The organism is Herpetosiphonaceae bacterium (assembly GCA_036374795.1).
GTDB lineage: Bacteria > Chloroflexota > Chloroflexia > Chloroflexales > Kallotenuaceae > LB3-1.
On sequence record DASUTC010000139.1, the window covers coordinates 14,885 to 32,144 of the forward strand.

The following is a 17,260-nucleotide window of genomic DNA, read 5'->3' on the forward strand; positions in this document are numbered from 1 at the left end:
CGACGAGTCCTGTTGTTTTTAAGCCCAATGCTTTGCACACCGCCGACGCCGAGCCTTGCGAATCCGCCGCATCATTGACGAGCAATCCATTCGCCTGTATCGTGTTGGCACAGGAGGGTGCAATGGGCTTTCTACGGCGACTTTTTGGCGGCGGCGCTCAGTCGAGCGACGACCGTGGGCTGCATCTGTATATCAAATGCCAGCGCTGCGGCTCGCCTGTCCACGTGCGGATCGATCTGCACAACGATCTGAGCGCCGAGTACGGCGACACGGAGGCGGAAGGGTATCACCTGATCAAGGAAGTGATGGACGATCGCTGCTTCCGGCTGATGCGCGCCGAGCTACAGTTTGATGCCCGACGCCGGGAAGTATCGCGCGCGATCGAGGGCGGCACGCTCATCTCACAGGAGGAGTTCGAGGCGCTGCGCGAGGCACGCGGCGGGCGGCCTACCTGAGCACCGATGCGGTTGCATCGGCGGCCCTACCTCGTATATCATGCGTAGCAGCGCTGGATACTGCTCGTCGCAGCATGAAGGCGCACTTGCGGTACATAGCCGATTCAGCATCAGAAAGGGATTTCTTGGGGACGCCCACCGCCGGGTGCCCATGCGGGTGCCCTCTGGGCATGGGCACCCGCATGGTGCCCGCCCCCGGCCTATCGGCGCGTACACACTGGCAACGACGATCACACACGCGAAATTAGCGGCACTATGCGCATTCCACATCCCATTCCATATCAAGGCAGCAAGCGCAAGCTGGCGCGGGCGATCGTCGCGTGTTTTCCTGAGCGTGTCGATCGGCTGATCGAGCCATTCGCGGGATCGGCGGCGGTGACGATCGCGGCGGCCCATCATCAGGCCGCGCAGCGCTTCGTGCTGAACGACGCCAACGCGCCGCTGATGGAGCTGTGGCGCGCGATCATCGAGCAGCCGCACGACCTGGCGCGGCGCTACGAGCACCTGTGGCACGAGCAGCAGGGCCGCGAGCGCAGCTACTACGACGAGGTTCGGGCCGCGTTCAATCGGGCGCACGCGCCGCACGATCTGCTCTACCTGCTGGCGCGCTGTGTGAAGGCAGCGGTGCGCTATAACGCGCAGGGCGCGTTCAACCAGAGCGCGGATCATCGCCGCAAGGGCATGCGCCCCCAGACGATGCGGCAGCAGATCGTAGCGGCGGCGCATCTGCTGCGCGGGCGCGTGGCGCTGGCGGCAGGCGATTACCGCGAGGCGCTGCATCTGGCGACGACAAAGGACGTTGTGTATCTCGATCCGCCCTATCAGGGCGTGTGGGGCCTGCGCGATCCGCGCTACATCCAGGGGCTAGCATGCGATGCGTTCGTCGCGACGCTCCACGATCTTAACGAGCGGAGCATCGCCTACATCGTCAGCTACGATGGACGCACCGGCGCGAAACACTTCGGGCAGCCGCTGCCGGGCTGGCTCAAGCTGACCCACCTTGAGATCGACGCGGGGCGGTCGGCGCAGGCGACGCTGCTCAGACGGTCCAGCCGCACGATCGAGTCGCTGTACCTTTCGGAGGCGCTGGTCCGCCGCATCGATCTGGATCGGGCGCTGGCGCTGACGAGCTGCTGGCTCAGATAAGCCATCAAGGCTAACGTTGTTCCAAACCGGCTGGATGTCCGGCTCGCGTTGCAAAGGGGTGGATAAGGTGACGACAGGCATTGCAGTTGAGCTGCGGCAGGTGAGCAAGCGCTTCGGTGAGATCGCCGCCGTGGATGACGTATCGCTGCGCATCGCGGATGGCGAGTTTTTTTCGCTGCTGGGGCCGTCCGGCTGCGGCAAGACGACGACGCTGCGGATGATCGCCGGATTCGAGATGCCGACCGACGGCGAGATCTTCATCAAGGGCCAGCCGATGGGATCGACGCCGCCCTACCGCCGCCACGTCAACACCGTGTTTCAAAGCTACGCGCTCTTTCCGCATCTGACCGTCGCCGAGAATGTGGCCTTCGGGCTCCAGATGCACAACGTGCCCAAGGCCGAGATCACGCGGCGTGTCGCGGACGCGCTGCGGCTGGTGCGGCTCGACGAGTACGGCAAGCGCCGACCCCGGCAGCTTTCGGGCGGGCAGCAGCAGCGCGTGGCGCTGGCGCGGGCGCTGGTCAATCAGCCTGCGGTGCTGCTGCTGGACGAGCCGCTCGGCGCGCTCGATCTGAAGCTGCGCAAGGAGTTGCAGCTTGAGCTGCGCGGCCTGCAAGAGCGCGTCGGCATCACCTTTGTGTATGTCACCCACGATCAGGAGGAGGCGCTGACGATGTCGGATCGGATCGCGGTGATGAGCGGCGGCAAGGTGCTCCAGATCGGCACGCCCACCGAGATCTACGAGCGTCCGACGTGTCGCTTTGTGGCCGACTTTATCGGCGAAACCAACTTCCTGCGCGGCAGCGTGATGCAATCGGACACACAGCAGGCAACCGTGCGCGTCGGCGACAGCCTGGTCGTCGAGGGCTACACGCCGCAGCCGGTGCAGGCGGGCCAGCCGGTCACAGTCTCGATCCGACCGGAGAAAGCGCGGCTGAGCGAGCAGCATCCGCAGACTTCGACGAATGTGTTTCCAGTCAAGGTGGAGCGCATCGCCTACATCGGCTCCGATACGCGGATCTTCGTGACGCTCGACGGGCAGCATCGCTTCGTGGTCTGGGAGCAAAATAATATCTCGACGCTCAATCCCAACGCCTTCTACGCCCAGGGCGATACCGCGTATCTGACCTGGCCGGTCGAGAATGCGCTGGTGCTGACGGAGTAAGAGCAAAGAACAAAGAAACAAGAGAACAAAGGAACAAAGGAACAAAGAAACCGGGTGCCCTCTGGGCGCACAAAGGAACAAAGGAACAAGAGAACAAACGGGGAACCTTGAACTTGGAACTTGAAACTTGAAACTCGGAACTCATATCATGGCTGTGATTCCAGAAAGCTCGATCGTTCGGACGCGCGAGGCCGTGAGGCGGCGCGAGCGGCTGCGTCTGTTTGGGCTGCTGCTACCGGGCTCACTCTGGCTGACCCTCTTTTTTCTGCTGCCGCTGGTGACGATCGTGATCTACAGCTTTCTGCGGCGATCCTCGACCGGCGACATCGACTGGACCTTCTCGCTCGACAATTATGTTAAGCTGTTTACCTCGCCGCTCTACCTGACGATCTTCTGGCGCTCGTTCTGGCTGGCGATCGTGACGACGGTGATCTGCCTGCTGATCGGCTATCCGCTGGCGTTCTTCATCGTGCGCCAGAGCGAGCGCTGGCGGGCCGCGCTGATCTTCGCGATCATGATCCCATTCTGGACCAACTTTCTGGTGCGGATCTATGCCTGGCAGTTTTTGCTCAACAACACCGGCCTGATCAACAGCCTGCTCGACGCGCTGGGCTATCCCCGGCTGAATATGATCAACACCACGGGCGCGGTGCTGACCGGCCTGGTCTATGGCGAGCTTCCTTTCATGGTGCTGCCGCTGTACGCCGTGCTGGAGCGCTTCGACTGGCGGCTGCTGGAGGCGGCGCAGGATCTCTACGCCAACCGCTTCCGCGCCTTCTGGCACGTGATGCTGCCGCTGACGATGCCGGGCATTACCGCAGGCTCGATCCTGGTCTTCGTGCCGACGGTCGGGCAGTTTGTGGTGCCGGAACTGCTCGGCGGCTCCAAGGTTGCGGTGCTCGGTAATCAGCTTGCGATCCAGTTCAAGTCGGCCCAAAACCCGCCGTTTGGCTCGGCAATCGCGCTGGTCTTCATGGCAATCCTGACGCTGGCGGTGATGCTCTACTTCCGCGCGACGACGGAGGAAAGCCGATGAGCCTGTCGACCGAGCGCGCCAGCGCCGCGCCGCAGCCTGTCTCGAGCACCCGCGCGGCCCGCGCCCGCCGCAACTGGGCAAGCTGGGTGCTGGCGCTCAACGCGGCCTGGTCCTACCTGTTTCTGTACGCGCCGATCCTGATCCTGATCCTGTTCTCGTTCAACCAGTCGCGATTCGGCGCGAAGTGGACCGGCTGGACGCTGGATTGGTACCGGCAGATGGTGCGGGACGATCGGATCGCCGATGCGTTCCAGACCACGATGCTAATCGCGATCACCTCGACGGTTATCGCCACGACGATCGGCACGATGCTGGCGCTGGCGCTGGAGCGCTACCGCTTTCGTGGGCGCACCGCGCTCGACGCCACGCTCTACCTGCCGATCATCATCCCCGACATCGTAATGGCGGTCGCGCTGCTGGCGTTCTTCTCGTTTACATTCCGCCTGCTCAACGCTACGTTTGGCCTGAGCATGCGCAACGGCCTTGCGACCGTGATTATCGCGCATGTGGCCTTCAATATCTCGTTTGTGACGGTGGTGGTGCGCGCCAGCCTGCGCAACTTCGATCGGCGGCTGGAAGAGGCCGCGCAAGACCTGGGAGCCAATCCGTGGCAGACGTTTCGGCACGTGACGCTGCCGCTGATCATGCCCGGCATCATCGGCGGCGCGCTGATCGCCTTCACGCTCTCGCTCGATGACTTCGTGGTGACGTTCTTCACCAGCGGCCCCGGCGTCAACACGCTGCCGCTTGAGGTCTATAGCCGCGTGCGCAAAACGATCACGCCTGAGATCAACGCCGTCTCGACGCTGATGCTGCTCGGCTCGATCGTGCTGGTGGCCGCGTCGCTGCTGCTGCAAAGAAGGGGACGGTAGAACAAAGGGCCGCAAGGCCGGGGGTGGGCACCATGCGGGTGCCCATGCCCAGAGGGCACCCGCATGGGCACCCGCATGGGCGCCCGGTGGTGGGCGTCCCCCATGATCTATCACCCTCTGCAAGAACAAAGAACAAAGGGAGCACCAAGAATTAGCAGCCAAGAACCACGGGCGGAGATCCCCGACCCCAGAATCCCTGGTCGTGGAACTGGAAACTTGGAACTTGGAACGCAAAACTGCTTCTTGCCAGGTGGTGTATATTTTGACTGTTTCGCGATCTTGTTCGCTTGATCCCTTATTCTTTTGTTCGCTATTCAAGGAGGATTACAGATGAAACGATGGAGAGCGCTGCTGCCGGTGCTGCTGATCGCCGTGCTCGTCGCGTGTGGGCAGACGGGGAACCAGGCGAATCAGCCAGCGGCGAGCGTACCGACCTCGCCGAATGCGGCGGCCCAGACATCGGTGCCCGAAGCGTCGCCCGCCGAAACCAGCGCTGCGGCGACACAGCCCGCCAATGAGGAGATCACCGTCTCGCCGGAGACGATCACGGTCGAGCCACAGATGACAGAGACAGCCGCCGCAGGCTCCGCGACGGCAACAGCCGGAGGCTCCGGCCAGGCTCCAGGCGGCACCTCCACGGGCGAGATCGACTGTGGCGATAAGAGCAAGCTCGGCACGACGCTGCATATCTTCAGCTGGGCCGACTACTGGCCGGTCGAGGACGACAACAACCTGCTCGCAGATTTTCAGGCGGCGTGCGGCGTCGAGGTGACGCTCGACACCTTCCCATCGAACGAGGACCTGGCGGCAAAGATTCGGGCCGGAAACTCCGGCTACGACATCATCGTGCCGTCCGACTACATGGTCGGTATTCTGGCGGAAGAGGGACGGCTGCTGAAGCTCGACAAGTCGCTGATCCCGAACATCGCCAACCTAGACCAAAACCAGATGGGCCTGTACTACGATCCCAACAACGACTACTCGCTGCCCTACCAGTACGGCATGACCGGCATCGCGTTCAACAGCAAAGAGGTCACGCCCGCGCCGGATAGCTGGGCCGCGCTCTTCGATCCTGCGCAGCTCAAGCCGTACGAGAACAAAGTCAGCATGCTCGACGACGAGCGCGAAAGCGTCGGCGCGGCGCTCAAATACCAGGGCTACTCGTACAACGCGATCGATCCGCAAGAGCTGGCGAAGGCCAAAGAGGTCCTTCTGGCACAGAAGCCGCTCCTGGCACGCTACGACTCGGAGAACGTCGCGGCGGGCCTGACCAGCGGCGAGATCGTGATGGCGCATGCCTGGAACGGCGCGGCGGCGCTGGCCCGCTCCGAAAATCCCGACATTCAGTGGATCGTGCCCAAGGAAGGCGGCGTCATCTGGCAGGATAACCTGGCGATCCCGGCGGACGCGCCAGAACCGTACACCGCGCATGTGTTCATCAACAACGTGCTCGACGGCAAGATCGGCGCGCGCATCACCGACTTCACCTACTACCTGACGCCCAACAAAGCGGCAGAGCCGCTGGTCAGCGAGGACGTGCGCCAGCTTCAATTCTATCCCGACGACGAGATGCGCAAGCGGCTGGAGTACATCGAGCGCAAGGGCGATCCCGCGCTCTACTCCGACATCTGGACCGAGATCAAAGGCCAGTAGATGCCGTGCGGCGGGGCGGTCGATCGAGCGCCCCACCCAGGCCCACCCGCTACAGCTACTCTAAGCCACGCATAATCGCGACGATCAGACACCTAGCGGAGGAATACTGTATGGCCCCGATGATGTGGATCGACAATCAGCTCGTACCCAGCGCCGACGGCGCAACCTTCGCCGTCCACGATCCTGCCACCGAAGAGGTGATCGACGAGGTGCCCAGGGGCAGCGCCGCCGACGCGCAGCGCGCCATCACGGCGGCAACCACAGCCTTTCGCGACTGGCGCAAAGTCACCGCAGGCGAGCGCGCCGAGCTGCTGCACGAGGTTGCGCGGAAGCTCCGCGCGCGCGCTCAGGAGCTGGCGACGCTGCTGACACGCGAGGGCGGCAAGCCGCTCAAAGAAAACATCGACGAGATGAGCTGGTCGGCGGCGTGCTTCGACTACTACGCCGAGATGGGCCGCAACTCGCGGGGCCGCGTGATCCCCAGCGTGGAGCCGTCGCAGCTTGCGCTGGTGCTCAAGGAGCCGTACGGCGTCGTCGGATGCATCGTGCCGTGGAACTACCCGATCCTGCTCATGGCCTGGAAGGTGGCGCCCGCGCTGGCCGCTGGCAACACGGTTGTGCTCAAGCCCAGCGAGATGACGCCGCTCTCGACGCTGGCCTGCGCCGAGATCTTTGATCATCTACCGCCGGGCGTGGTCAATATCGTCACGGGCTACGGCGACGTCGGGCGCGAGCTGGTGGTCAGCCGGGGCACGCAGATGATCGCCTTCACCGGCAGCGCCGCGACAGGCCGCGAGATCGCCCGGCTGGCGGCGGAGCAGATCAAAAAAGTTCATCTTGAGCTGGGCGGCAAAGATGCGTTCATCGTCGCCGAAGATGCCGATCTCGACGTGGCGGTGCCAGGCGTCGCCTGGGCCGCGCTGCTCAATGCTGGACAGGTCTGCACCTCCACAGAGCGCGTCTATGTCCACGAGAGCATCCGCAAGCCCTTCACCGATCGGCTGGTCGACTATGTTCGATCGCTGCGGCTCGGCCCCGGCATCGATCCGCAGACCGACATCGGCCCGGTGATCGGCGAGAAGTATCGCGCCAAAGTGGAGGAGCACGTCGACGAGGCCAGGGCGCAGGGCGCGAAGATCCTGACCGGCGGGCAGCGCCCCAAGCAGTTCGAGCGCGGCTACTTCTACGAGCCGACGGTGCTCACCAACCTTGATCACTCGTTCCGCATCATGCGCGAAGAAACCTTCGGCCCGACGATCCCGATCATGGCCTACTCGACCTTCGATGAGGCGATTGCCCTCGCCAACGACAGCGACTACGGCCTCGGTGCGAACCTCTTCACGCGCGATCCGCGCAAGGTCAAGCAGTACTACGAAGAGGTCAAGGCGGGCACGCTCTGGGTCAACGATCCGCTCACCGACAACGACGCGGGGCCGTTCGGCGGCATGAAGCTCAGCGGCGGCGCGCGCGAGCTGGGCCAGGAGGGACTCGAAGAGTTCATGGAGACAAAGCATGTTCACTGGGACTTCGAGATGCAGCCCAAGCCGTGGTGGTATCCGTACGGGGAAAAATAGAACAACGGAACAAAGAACAACGGAACAGAGAAGCCGTGCGTTGTGTTCTTTGTTCTTTGTTCGTCCAAAGCTATGACCGATCGCTACCGGATCACGCTCGAAGAATCGCCCGATCCCGCCGATACCGAGGCGCTTCGCCAGAGCCTCGACGCCTTCAACGAGGCGCATGTCGGCCCGACCAACTGGCGGCCCTTCGCGGTGTTCGTGCGCGACGCCAACAGCACGATCGTCGGCGGGCTGAGCGGCGGGACGTACTGGGGCTGGCTGTACGTCGAGATCTTCTGGCTCGACGAGCGGCTGCGGGGCCAGGGCTACGGCAGCCGTCTGCTGGCGATGGCCGAGCACGAGGCGATGGAGCGCGGCTGCACCTACGCCCATCTCGACACGATGAGCTTCCAGGCGCTGCCGTTCTACGAACGTCACGGCTACAGCGTCTTCGGCGTGCTGGACGATATGCCCGCCGGATCGGGGCAGCGCCGCTTCTGGCTCAAAAAGACGCTTCAGCCGATCGAGCAGCCTACCATGAGCAACGGATGACATGCTATGGACAATGCCAAAACCCGCGCCGCGTACGCCAAAGCCCGCTCGCTGATGCCCTACGGCGTCAGCTCCAACTTCCGCTACTGGGGCAACGATGCCACGCCGGTGATCAGTCGCGGCGACGGCGGCTGCGTCTATGATGCCGACGGCAACGAGTACATCGACTACCGCCTCGGCTTCGGGCCGGTGATCCTGGGCCACGGCCATCCCGCCGTGGTCGAGCGCGTGCAGCAGGCGATCACGGGCGGTACCTGCTTCGCGCTAACCAGCGAGTGGGAGATTCGCGCCGCCGAGAAGCTGCTGCGGATGCTCAAGTGGCCCGACCTGATGCGCTGGACGACCAGCGGCACCGAGGCGACGATGCACGCGATCCGCATTGCGCGCGCCCACACGGGCCGCGAGCGCATCCTCAAGTTCGAGGGCAACTACCACGGCAACCACGATTACCTGCTCTTCTCCACGGCGGGCGCGTGGCCCGGCTCGATGGGCAGCCGCCGCAGCCCGATCGCTGTCGCCAGCACCAGCGGCATTCCCCGGCACCTCACCGATTATGTGCTCACCCTGCCCTACAACGACATCGAGCTGCTGGAGACGACCGTCGCGCGGGCCTGGCATGATCTGGCGGCGATCATCGTCGAGCCGGTGATGGGCAACTGCGCCGGGATCACGCCCGACGCGGGCTTTCTTGAGACGATCCGCCGCCTGTGCGACGAGCACGGCATCGTGATGATCCTGGACGAGGTCAAGACCGGCTTTCGCATCGCCAACGGCGGCGCGGTCGAGGTCTATGGTGTCACGCCCGACATAGCGACGTACGCGAAGGCGCTCGGCAACGGCTTTCCGGTCGCGGCTATCGCCGGGCGGCGCGCGGTGATGGAGACGATCGTGCCGGGACAGGTCTTGCAGGGCGGCACCTACTGCGGCAACGCCGTGGGCGTGGCGGCGGCGGATGCGGTGCTGGATCTGCTTGAGCGCGAGCCGGTGCTCGATCGGATCGCGGCGCAGGGCCGCAGGCTGATGCAGGGCCTCGACGAGATCCTGAGCCGCGCCGCGATTCCGCACCATCTGCTCGGCCACGGCGCGATGTTTGGCCTGGTGCTATCCGAGGCCGCGCCCCGCGAGCATCGCGACTGGGCGCGCACCGACCGCGCGCGCTACGAGCACCTGATGCTTGGGCTGGTCCAGCGTGGCGTGATGCCCGATCTCGACTCGCGCGAGCCGTGGTTTTTGTGCGCCGCCCACGACGACGAACTGATCGCGCGGACGCTCGAAGTCTTCGAGGCCGTGGTCAAAACACTGTAGCACGCGACGAGGTAACGCTATGCATAAGCTGTGGATCGACAACCAGTGGACCGACGCCGCCAGCGACGAGACGATCGCGGTGATTGATCCGGCGACGGAGGCGGAAGTTGGGCGCGTGCCCGCCGCAACACCCGCCGATGTGGATCGGGCGATGCGGGCGGCACAGGCGGCCTTCGCAGGCTGGCGGCACGTGTCAGCCGCCGAGCGCGCCGAGCTGCTGCATGAGGTCGCCCGCCGCATGCGCCAGGATGTCGAGGCGCTGGCAGTAACGCTGACGCACGAGACGGGTCGGCTGCTCGATCGCAATCGCCGCTACGTGGGCTGGTCCGCCGATGTCTTCGACTACTACGCCGAGATGGGCCGCAACTCGCGGGGCCGCGTGATCCCCAGCGTGGAGCCGTCGCAGCTTGCGCTGGTGCTCAAGGAGCCGTACGGCGTCGTCGCGTGCATCGTGCCGTGGAACTACCCGATGCTGCTGCTGACCTGGAAGATCGCGCCTGCGCTGGCCGCTGGCAACAGCGTGGTGATCAAACCGGCCTCGCAGACGCCGCTGGCGACGCTCGCTCTGGCGCGCTGCTTCGAGCATCTGCCGCCCGGCGTGGTCAACATCGTCACCGGGCGCGGCTCCACTGTCGGCGATGCGCTGGTGACGCATCCCGCGACCAGCGTGGTCGCCTTCACGGGATCGACCGAGGTCGGGCAGCGCATCGCGGGGCTGGCGGCGGAGCGCATGACCAAGCTGCACCTTGAGCTGGGCGGCAAAGATCCGTGCATCGTCGCCGCCGACGCCGACATCCGAACGGCGGCGATGGGCGTGGCCTGGGGCGCGTTCGTCAACGCCGGTCAGGTCTGCACCTCGATCGAGCGCGTCTACGTCGAGCGGCCCGTCTACCGCGATTTCTGCGATTGTCTGGCGGAGCTAACGGCGCGGCTGCGCGTTGGCTCGCCCTTCGATCCGGACACGCAGATCACCCCGCTGATCGGCGGACGCGAGCGTGATGCCATCCTGGCGCAGATCGAGCAGGCCGCAGCGCAGGGCGCGCGCATCGTCGCGGGAGGCCGCCGCCCGCCGCAGCTTGAGCGCGGCTACTTTCTGGAGCCGACCGTGCTGGTGGACGTGCCGCACGCGGCGCTGATCATGCGCGAAGAAACCTTCGGGCCGGTCGCGCCGGTTGCGCCCGTGGAAAGCTTCGACGAGGCACTGGCGCTCGCCAACGACTCGCGCTACGGCCTGGGCGCGAGCCTCTTCACCCACGATCCGACCAAGGCCAAGCGCTTCTACGAGGAGGTCAAGGCCGGGACGATCTGGATCAACGATCCGCTGATCGACAACATCGCGGGGCCGTTCGGCGGCATGAAGCAGAGCGGCATCGGGCGCGAGCTGGGCGAGGAGGGCCTTGAGGAGTTTTTGGAGACGAAGCATATTCACTGGGATTTTGAGATGCAGCCCAAGCCGTGGTGGTATCCGTATGGGGAGACGTAGGAACAAGCGAACAAGCGATCGTTAATGACCAACGCCGATTATCATCAGGTGAAGGTCTAAGATACAACACAGCGATCGGCGCCATGCCGACAGTTACGACAATAGCTTGTCATACTCAGCATGCGTGCCGATCCAAAACCACACGATGCCCTCCGGCTTTTCTACCCCTAGCGCCCGATCATGTTCACCGACGCGCACGGATCAGAGCTGCTTGGTCTTACCTACCTTCTTGAAGTGCAGCGACGGATGATACGGATCGGTCTTAAGCAGTTCGTAGTTCTTGTCTGCCAACTCCTGCACATCTTTGGGAAGCTCATGGTTATGTTGCCAGAAACGCGGTAGGGTCAGGTGATTCGTAGGGGCCGGGCCAGCCCTCCCTGATACTCCCGATCCACTTCTGCAAGCAGGGTATCAAGTCGCCCCGCCTCCAAAGCTTCCTCAATCTGCTTATCCCAAACCTGCGCATGATACTCGGCAAGCCATGCCATCAACTCAGCCAGATCTTTAGCTGACAGTTGTGTAATAGCCGTTTCTATTTCTTTAACAGTCATCGATCGGCTTCCTTTGCACTCATCGGTCAACGTTTATACCATGCTTTTTGCCTGGTCAAATGCTACACCAAGCGGTCGAATAAACAGAACCAAGCACTGATGAGACTCCAGTTCTCGGTTCTTGGTTCCTGGTTCTCCCCGCCGCTTGTCGCCTGTGGTATGATGAGATCACCGATGGATCGAGCGCGCCGGATCATGGTCTAGCACTTCTGTAGCTCAGCCCATCGTCAGCACCGAAATTCATTGTAGGGTAGATATTCTGCCTGTGGTATAGGCTAGCGTGTTGCATCGCGGGGGGTTGGCCCCCCACCGGATGAACCAACTGCTAGCGCCGTCCACCCGCCGCGCCAGGTCGCGCGAGCGGAGCCGGGAGCCACGAGCGCCACAGCGCGCATCGCTCCCACGACGAGTAGCTCGGATGCCACGCCGCGCATTCGACGGCAGAAACAGCGCCAACCTGCGCTGTCCAAGACAGGGGTTGTTGCCCAGGCCTGGGACGGAGGTGACGCCCGGTTGCACGCGATGATGCGTGCAGACCATTCTTCCCTGCCCCTGCGGGGGTAAGTTCCCAGGAGCCACGCTAGTGCAGCCTTCTGGCGGCTGGTTCCTCAAACACAGCAAAGGCGACACGCAAAGGAGATCGCGTCAAGGGCCTAACAAGCAGCGAAGACACGCGCGGCTGCTGGCAATGCCACTTGCCGTAGCGACTCTAGCTCAATGGAACGGTTACAACGGATCGAGTTTCAACCAACGTCGTCTTAGCTCATCCCCCACGGGGACACGGGCGCTTAGCGCCCAGCACAGTACGCGCAACACCCGATCGCGCCGCGCAGGCCCGATCCCGCTTTGTCGTACATTGCGACACGTGCAGCGCTGTCAGCCGTGGAGCGCGGGATGAGACTGTGAGCGTATATGAGTACCATGCCGCCGGCGACGCAGACCGCGATTGCCGAGAATACGTGGCTCCATTTCTACCAGATGGAGCAGCTTCAGGACCCCGCTCAGCAGACCGTGATCGTGCGGGGAGAGAACGCCCGCGTGTGGGACCAGAACGATCGCGAGTATATCGATGCCCTCGCCGGACTCTTCTGCGTCAACGTCGGCTACGGCAGACGCGAGATCGCCGATGCCGTCTGCGCGCAGATCCAGCAGATCGCCTACGTCTCGCCCTTCTCCTTCCCCAACCTGCCCGCCGCTGAGCTGTCGGCAACGCTCGCCGAACTCGCGCCGCTGGGCGATACGCCGCGCGCCTTCTTCACCTCCGGCGGCTCCGAGGCCGTCGAGTCGGCGCTGAAGATCGCCAAACAGTACCAGCGCAAGCTCGGCTTTGCCGGACGCACCAAGACCATCTCGCGGCGCTACGCCTACCACGGCACGACCATGGGCGCGCTGTCGGTCAACGGTCTGCCCGGCATCCGCAACCAGTTCGCGCCGCTGGTGCCGGGCGCGCGTCACGTGCCGATCCCCCACCGCTACCGCTGCAACGCCTGTCAGCTTGCGAGCGCCTGCACGCGCGCCTGCACCGACGAGATCGAGGCGCTGATCGAGTTCGAGGGGCCGGAGACGATCGCCGCGATCATCATGGAGCCGGTGCAGAACTCAGGCGGCGCGATCGTGCCGCCGCCGGACTACTATCGCGCCGTGCGCGAGATCTGCGACCGCTACGGTATCCTGCTGATCATGGACGAGGTGATCACCGCGTTTGGGCGGATCGGCGCGTGGTTCGGCAGCGAGATCTTCGGCGTCGAGCCTGACATCATCACGATCGCCAAGGGTATGACCTCCGGCTATATGCCGATGGGCGCGGCGCTGGCCCGCAAAGCGGTGGCCGATGTGTTTCTCGGCAACGAGAGCGATAAGCTGATGCATGGCCTGACGTACGGCGGGCATCCTGTGGCTGCGGCGGCGGCCAACGCCAACATCGCGATCATCGAGCGCGAGGGGCTGAACCAGCGCGCTCACGACATGGGCAACTACCTGATGGCGCAGCTCCACCTGGCGCTGGATGAGCATCCCAACATCGGCGAGATTCGCGGGATGGGCCTGTTCGTGGGGCTTGAGCTGGTGCGCGACCGTCAGACGAAGCAGCCGCTACAAGAAGAGCATCTGATGAGCTGGCTCAGCGATCACCTGAGGCGTCGAGGCGTGATCTGCCGCGCCGACGATCGGCTGGACCCGGTGATTCAGCTCGCGCCGCCGCTGACGATCCCGCGCGCAGACATCGACGAGGTCGTCGGTGTGCTGGCCGAGGTGCTGCACCTGCTGGGCCAGCGCGTCGGCTCGCTGCCCAGGCCAGTGCAGTCGCTGGCCGCGCTGCCGAACATCAATGCGGTGACAGCCAACGCCGCAGAGAGCATGATCACCCGCGCGGCTAGCTAGCCAGGCACACGTTCAAGGGGCACGCGCTGTGCCCCTGCGATCGGCCTCAGCAGCGGCTACTCGACGCGGTAATTCTTGTAGCGGCCAAGAAATTCAAGGACCTTCTTCTTGGCTGCCGCGATCTGGTTGTTGGCTTTGATATACTGGCTGTCGATCGCGCGAAAATCCGACTCCGAGACAACGCCGGTGTCCATGTCGCGCTCGGCCTTGCGGTGCTGTTCCTGAAGTGGCTCGCGAGCACGCTCAGCCGCCGCCACCTCTTGGATCAACCGCTGAAGCTCGGCCTGGAGCTGCGGATCGTCGTAGCGGATGCGCTCATATTCCGTATACAGTGGCATGATCATCCTCCTGTGGTCAATGATGGGATTCTAACCGATCATCGGCGCATATTCCATGCCGAGACTTGGCAGCAGGAGCCGCTTTCCATCGAAGGAGTACACGTCTATGCGGATCGTGGTTGTCGGCGGCGCGGGGCTGATGGGCCGTATTGCGCTGCGGGATCTGGTCGAAGCGCCGCAGGTCAAGGAGATCGTAATCGCCGACTTGAATCGGCAGGCGGGCGAGCAACTGATCGCCGAGATCGGCAGCTCGAAGCTGTGGGTGGCCGCTGTGGACGCTACCGACGAGGGCGCGCTCGCGGCGGTTCTGCGAGGCACCGATGTGTGTCTCAACGCCAGCGTCTATTACTTCAACCTGCCGATCATGCGGGCCTGCCTGGCGGCGCGCACGCACTACCTCGATCTGGGCGGGCTGTTTCACACCACGCGCAAGCAGCTTGAGCTGGACGCCGAGTTCAAAGCGGCCGGCATCACCGCCGTGCTGGGCATGGGCAGCGCCCCCGGCGTGACTAACCTTCAGGCAAGGCTGGCCTGCGACCGGCTCGACACGGTCGAGTATATTCGCATCTACGACGGCATCCATAATCCGCAGATCAACCCCGATGATCCACTGACCTGGGGCTACTCGATCCAGACGATTTTAGACGAGGTCAGCAAAAACCCGATGGTTTTCCGCGATGGTCGCTGGCAGGAGGTCGCGCCGCTCAGCGAGCTGGAATACTATCCCTACCGCCAGCCGCTAGGCTACGTCGCCAACCACCACTCGCTGCACTCCGAGGTCGCGACGCTGCCGCTCTCCTTCCGCGACAAAGGCGTGCAGGAGGTCTTCTTCAAGATCAACTTCTTTGGCTACCCCGAAGCGATGCTGCGCAAGATCGCGTTTTTGTGCGAGCTGGGCTTCGCCTCTACCGATCCGATCCCGATGCGCAGCGGTCAGGTCGCGCCGCGCGATGCCCTGCTGGCTGTGCTCGACCAACGACCCGCGCCGCCCGCCAGGGAGCCCGCCGGATACAAAGATATGGCGGTCGAGGCCAAAGGCACGCGCGATGGACAGCCCGTGCTCGTGCGCGTCGATGTGGAGTCCTGGGCCAGGCCGGAGTGGAAGGCCAGCGGCGGCAACCTGCTCACGGGCGTCGCGCCATCGATTGTGGCCCAATGGCTGGCAGACGGAACGATCACGCAGCGCGGCGCGCTGCCGCCTGAGATCGCCGTGCCGCCGCGCCAATTCTTCGAGGAAGCCAGGCGACGCGGCATCCAGACGACGATCGGCGAGACGGTGCCGGTATAAGAACAAAGAACAAAGAACAAAACGAAGAACAAAGGAACAAGAGAACAAAGGGGAAGCACCAAGAACCGGGTGCCCTCTGGGCGCACCAAGAACCAAGGGGCGAGGAACAAAGATTCCCCTCTCCTATGCAATGGGAGAGGGCGGGTGCCATGCCGGGTGCCCTCCGGGCATGGCACCCGGCCCGGGGTGAGGGCCTGAACTTGAAACTTGAAACTCGAAACGAGGTGATCGATGACCCAGGTACGAATCAGCGCGCTGCCGGTCGGCAGCTATCAGGCCAATTGCTACCTGCTGGAAATACCGGAGAGCCAGCGCTGCATCGTGGTCGATCCGGGCGCTGAGCCAGACAAGATCCTCGACCAGATCGGGCGGCGCGAAGTCGCGGCGATTCTGCTGACCCACGGCCACCACGATCATATCGGCGCGGTCGAGGCCGTGCGCCGGGCCACCGGAGCGCGCGCCGCGATTCATCCCGCCGACGCCGAACTGCTGGGCGCGCTCAAGGCCGACGAGTCGCTTGCCGACGGCGCGACGCTCAGCTTCGACGGGCATACGCTGCGGGTGTTCCACACGCCCGGACATACCGCAGGCCAGGTCTGCTTCATGCTCGACGACGGTCGCGCGATCGTCGGCGACACGATCTTCGAGGGCGGGCCGGGCAAGACCTGGAGCGCAGAGGGCTTTCGCACCACGCTGCACACGCTGAGCAGCGTCGTCCTGGCGTGGCCCGACGACACCGTGTGCTACCCCGGCCACGGCACACCGTACCGCCTGGGCGACATCCGCCCGCAGGTCGAGGCATTTCTGGCGCGCCAGCATCCGGCCCGCTTCCACGGCGACGCGACCTGGGAGTGAGCGGCGCGGGGCGTCGTCGAGGGATACCCCGTCCAGATCGATGCATCAAGCGGCTATTGCGGGCAGCCGCCGTTGAGCAAGCGTTGAGCCTGCTCGCTGCCCGGCTCGACATTCGCTACCTGCACGATCCTGGCGCTCCAGATGCGCCAGCCGAGCAGATCGAACGGCGGCACGTTGGACCGTCGGAGCGTGTAGGTTCCGCAGAACGTTTGCCGCGTCAGATCGGTCTGCCTCGCAAAGACTACGATTGGTACATCGGCATACAATGAACCAGCCGCTCCCTGCACCTGGGGCGTGCCCAGCGCGATCATCACGCGATCGGTCGTGACAAAGCCTTGCCGGAAGTCCGCATAGCTCTGATTGCTCGCCCGGCCCAGATCTTCCCACGAGGTGTAAGCGTGAGCAAATGTGTGCCGGTTGATCGCGCCGTAGTAGGATTGGAGCACCTGATCCGGCGTGCTCACGACAGAGAGCGGCAGGTCGACGCCGCGCTCCAGCGAGATAGACGCGCCCGTCAACTTCCACTCGCTGGCGCTCATCGGCTGCACGGTGTAGCTTCCGCGATAGAGCTGCACCTGCTGATCGGGAGTGCCGCCCGGAACATTGACGACCGCAAGAATCGC

Annotated in this window: 16 protein-coding genes; 13 read left to right on the forward strand and 3 right to left on the reverse strand. The window is 64.1% G+C overall.

The annotated features are described in order from the left end of the window. Window positions 1-122: 122 nt before the first annotated feature. From VFZ66_09645 to VFZ66_09690, 10 genes are all read left to right on the forward strand, one after another. Entirely contained in the window at window positions 123-455 is a 333-nt protein-coding gene (locus VFZ66_09645; GenBank protein HEX6289442.1) for a hypothetical protein, read from the forward strand. Window positions 456-710: 255 nt separating this feature from the next. Continuing rightward, entirely contained in the window at window positions 711-1,601 is an 891-nt protein-coding gene (locus tag VFZ66_09650) for a DNA adenine methylase (GenBank protein ID HEX6289443.1), read from the forward strand. Between the two features lie 67 nt (window positions 1,602-1,668). After that, window positions 1,669-2,766 carry an ABC transporter ATP-binding protein gene (locus tag VFZ66_09655; protein HEX6289444.1) on the forward strand — a complete coding sequence of 366 codons (1,098 nt, stop codon included), beginning with the start codon at window positions 1,669-1,671 and terminating at the stop codon, window positions 2,764-2,766. Between the two features lie 148 nt (window positions 2,767-2,914). Then, complete coding sequence (locus VFZ66_09660) at window positions 2,915-3,802, forward strand: ABC transporter permease (GenBank protein HEX6289445.1); 888 nt, start codon at window positions 2,915-2,917, stop codon at window positions 3,800-3,802. Continuing rightward, entirely contained in the window at window positions 3,799-4,674 is an 876-nt protein-coding gene (locus VFZ66_09665; GenBank protein HEX6289446.1) for an ABC transporter permease, read from the forward strand. Before VFZ66_09660 ends, VFZ66_09665 begins: the two co-directional genes overlap by 4 nt. A 330-nt stretch (window positions 4,675-5,004) precedes the next feature. Then, a complete protein-coding gene (locus VFZ66_09670) occupies window positions 5,005-6,327 on the forward strand; it encodes an extracellular solute-binding protein (protein ID HEX6289447.1) in 1,323 nt (440 codons plus the stop codon). Window positions 6,328-6,437: 110 nt separating this feature from the next. Continuing rightward, window positions 6,438-7,901 carry an aldehyde dehydrogenase family protein gene (locus VFZ66_09675; GenBank protein ID HEX6289448.1) on the forward strand — a complete coding sequence of 488 codons (1,464 nt, stop codon included), beginning with the start codon at window positions 6,438-6,440 and terminating at the stop codon, window positions 7,899-7,901. A gap of 72 nt (window positions 7,902-7,973) precedes the next feature. Continuing rightward, entirely contained in the window at window positions 7,974-8,438 is a 465-nt protein-coding gene (locus tag VFZ66_09680) for a GNAT family N-acetyltransferase (GenBank protein ID HEX6289449.1), read from the forward strand. Window positions 8,439-8,444: 6 nt separating this feature from the next. Next, window positions 8,445-9,743, forward strand: coding sequence for a guanitoxin biosynthesis PLP-dependent transaminase GntE (gntE, locus tag VFZ66_09685; GenBank protein ID HEX6289450.1), 1,299 nt, complete (start codon window positions 8,445-8,447; stop codon window positions 9,741-9,743). Between the two features lie 19 nt (window positions 9,744-9,762). After that, window positions 9,763-11,226: an aldehyde dehydrogenase family protein gene (locus VFZ66_09690; GenBank protein ID HEX6289451.1), complete on the forward strand. Its 1,464-nt coding sequence runs from the start codon at window positions 9,763-9,765 to the stop codon at window positions 11,224-11,226. A 344-nt stretch (window positions 11,227-11,570) separates the two neighbouring features. Here the strand turns inward: VFZ66_09690 and VFZ66_09695 are convergent, their stop codons facing one another. Beyond that, the gene (locus VFZ66_09695) at window positions 11,571-11,777 is read right to left on the reverse strand and encodes a hypothetical protein (GenBank protein ID HEX6289452.1); all 207 of its coding nucleotides are present in this window, start codon (window positions 11,775-11,777) and stop codon (window positions 11,571-11,573) included. A 912-nt stretch (window positions 11,778-12,689) separates the two neighbouring features. On the opposite strand from VFZ66_09695, the gene VFZ66_09700 reads away from it, so the two are divergent. After that, window positions 12,690-14,156 carry an aminotransferase class III-fold pyridoxal phosphate-dependent enzyme gene (locus VFZ66_09700; protein HEX6289453.1) on the forward strand — a complete coding sequence of 489 codons (1,467 nt, stop codon included), beginning with the start codon at window positions 12,690-12,692 and terminating at the stop codon, window positions 14,154-14,156. 56 nt (window positions 14,157-14,212) lie between these two features. Here VFZ66_09700 and VFZ66_09705 read toward each other — a convergent pair whose 3' ends face one another. After that, window positions 14,213-14,494, reverse strand: coding sequence for a hypothetical protein (locus VFZ66_09705; GenBank protein HEX6289454.1), 282 nt, complete (start codon window positions 14,492-14,494; stop codon window positions 14,213-14,215). A gap of 106 nt (window positions 14,495-14,600) precedes the next feature. Between VFZ66_09705 and VFZ66_09710 the strand changes: the two genes are divergently transcribed. Together VFZ66_09710 and VFZ66_09715 are read left to right on the forward strand one after the other, a co-directional pair. Then, window positions 14,601-15,782, forward strand: coding sequence for a saccharopine dehydrogenase NADP-binding domain-containing protein (locus VFZ66_09710; GenBank protein HEX6289455.1), 1,182 nt, complete (start codon window positions 14,601-14,603; stop codon window positions 15,780-15,782). A 231-nt stretch (window positions 15,783-16,013) separates the two neighbouring features. Continuing rightward, entirely contained in the window at window positions 16,014-16,637 is a 624-nt protein-coding gene (locus VFZ66_09715; GenBank protein ID HEX6289456.1) for an MBL fold metallo-hydrolase, read from the forward strand. A gap of 53 nt (window positions 16,638-16,690) precedes the next feature. Here the strand turns inward: VFZ66_09715 and VFZ66_09720 are convergent. Next, window positions 16,691-17,260 (reverse strand): hypothetical protein (locus tag VFZ66_09720; GenBank protein HEX6289457.1); only part of this gene is annotated, 570 nt, incomplete at its 5' end.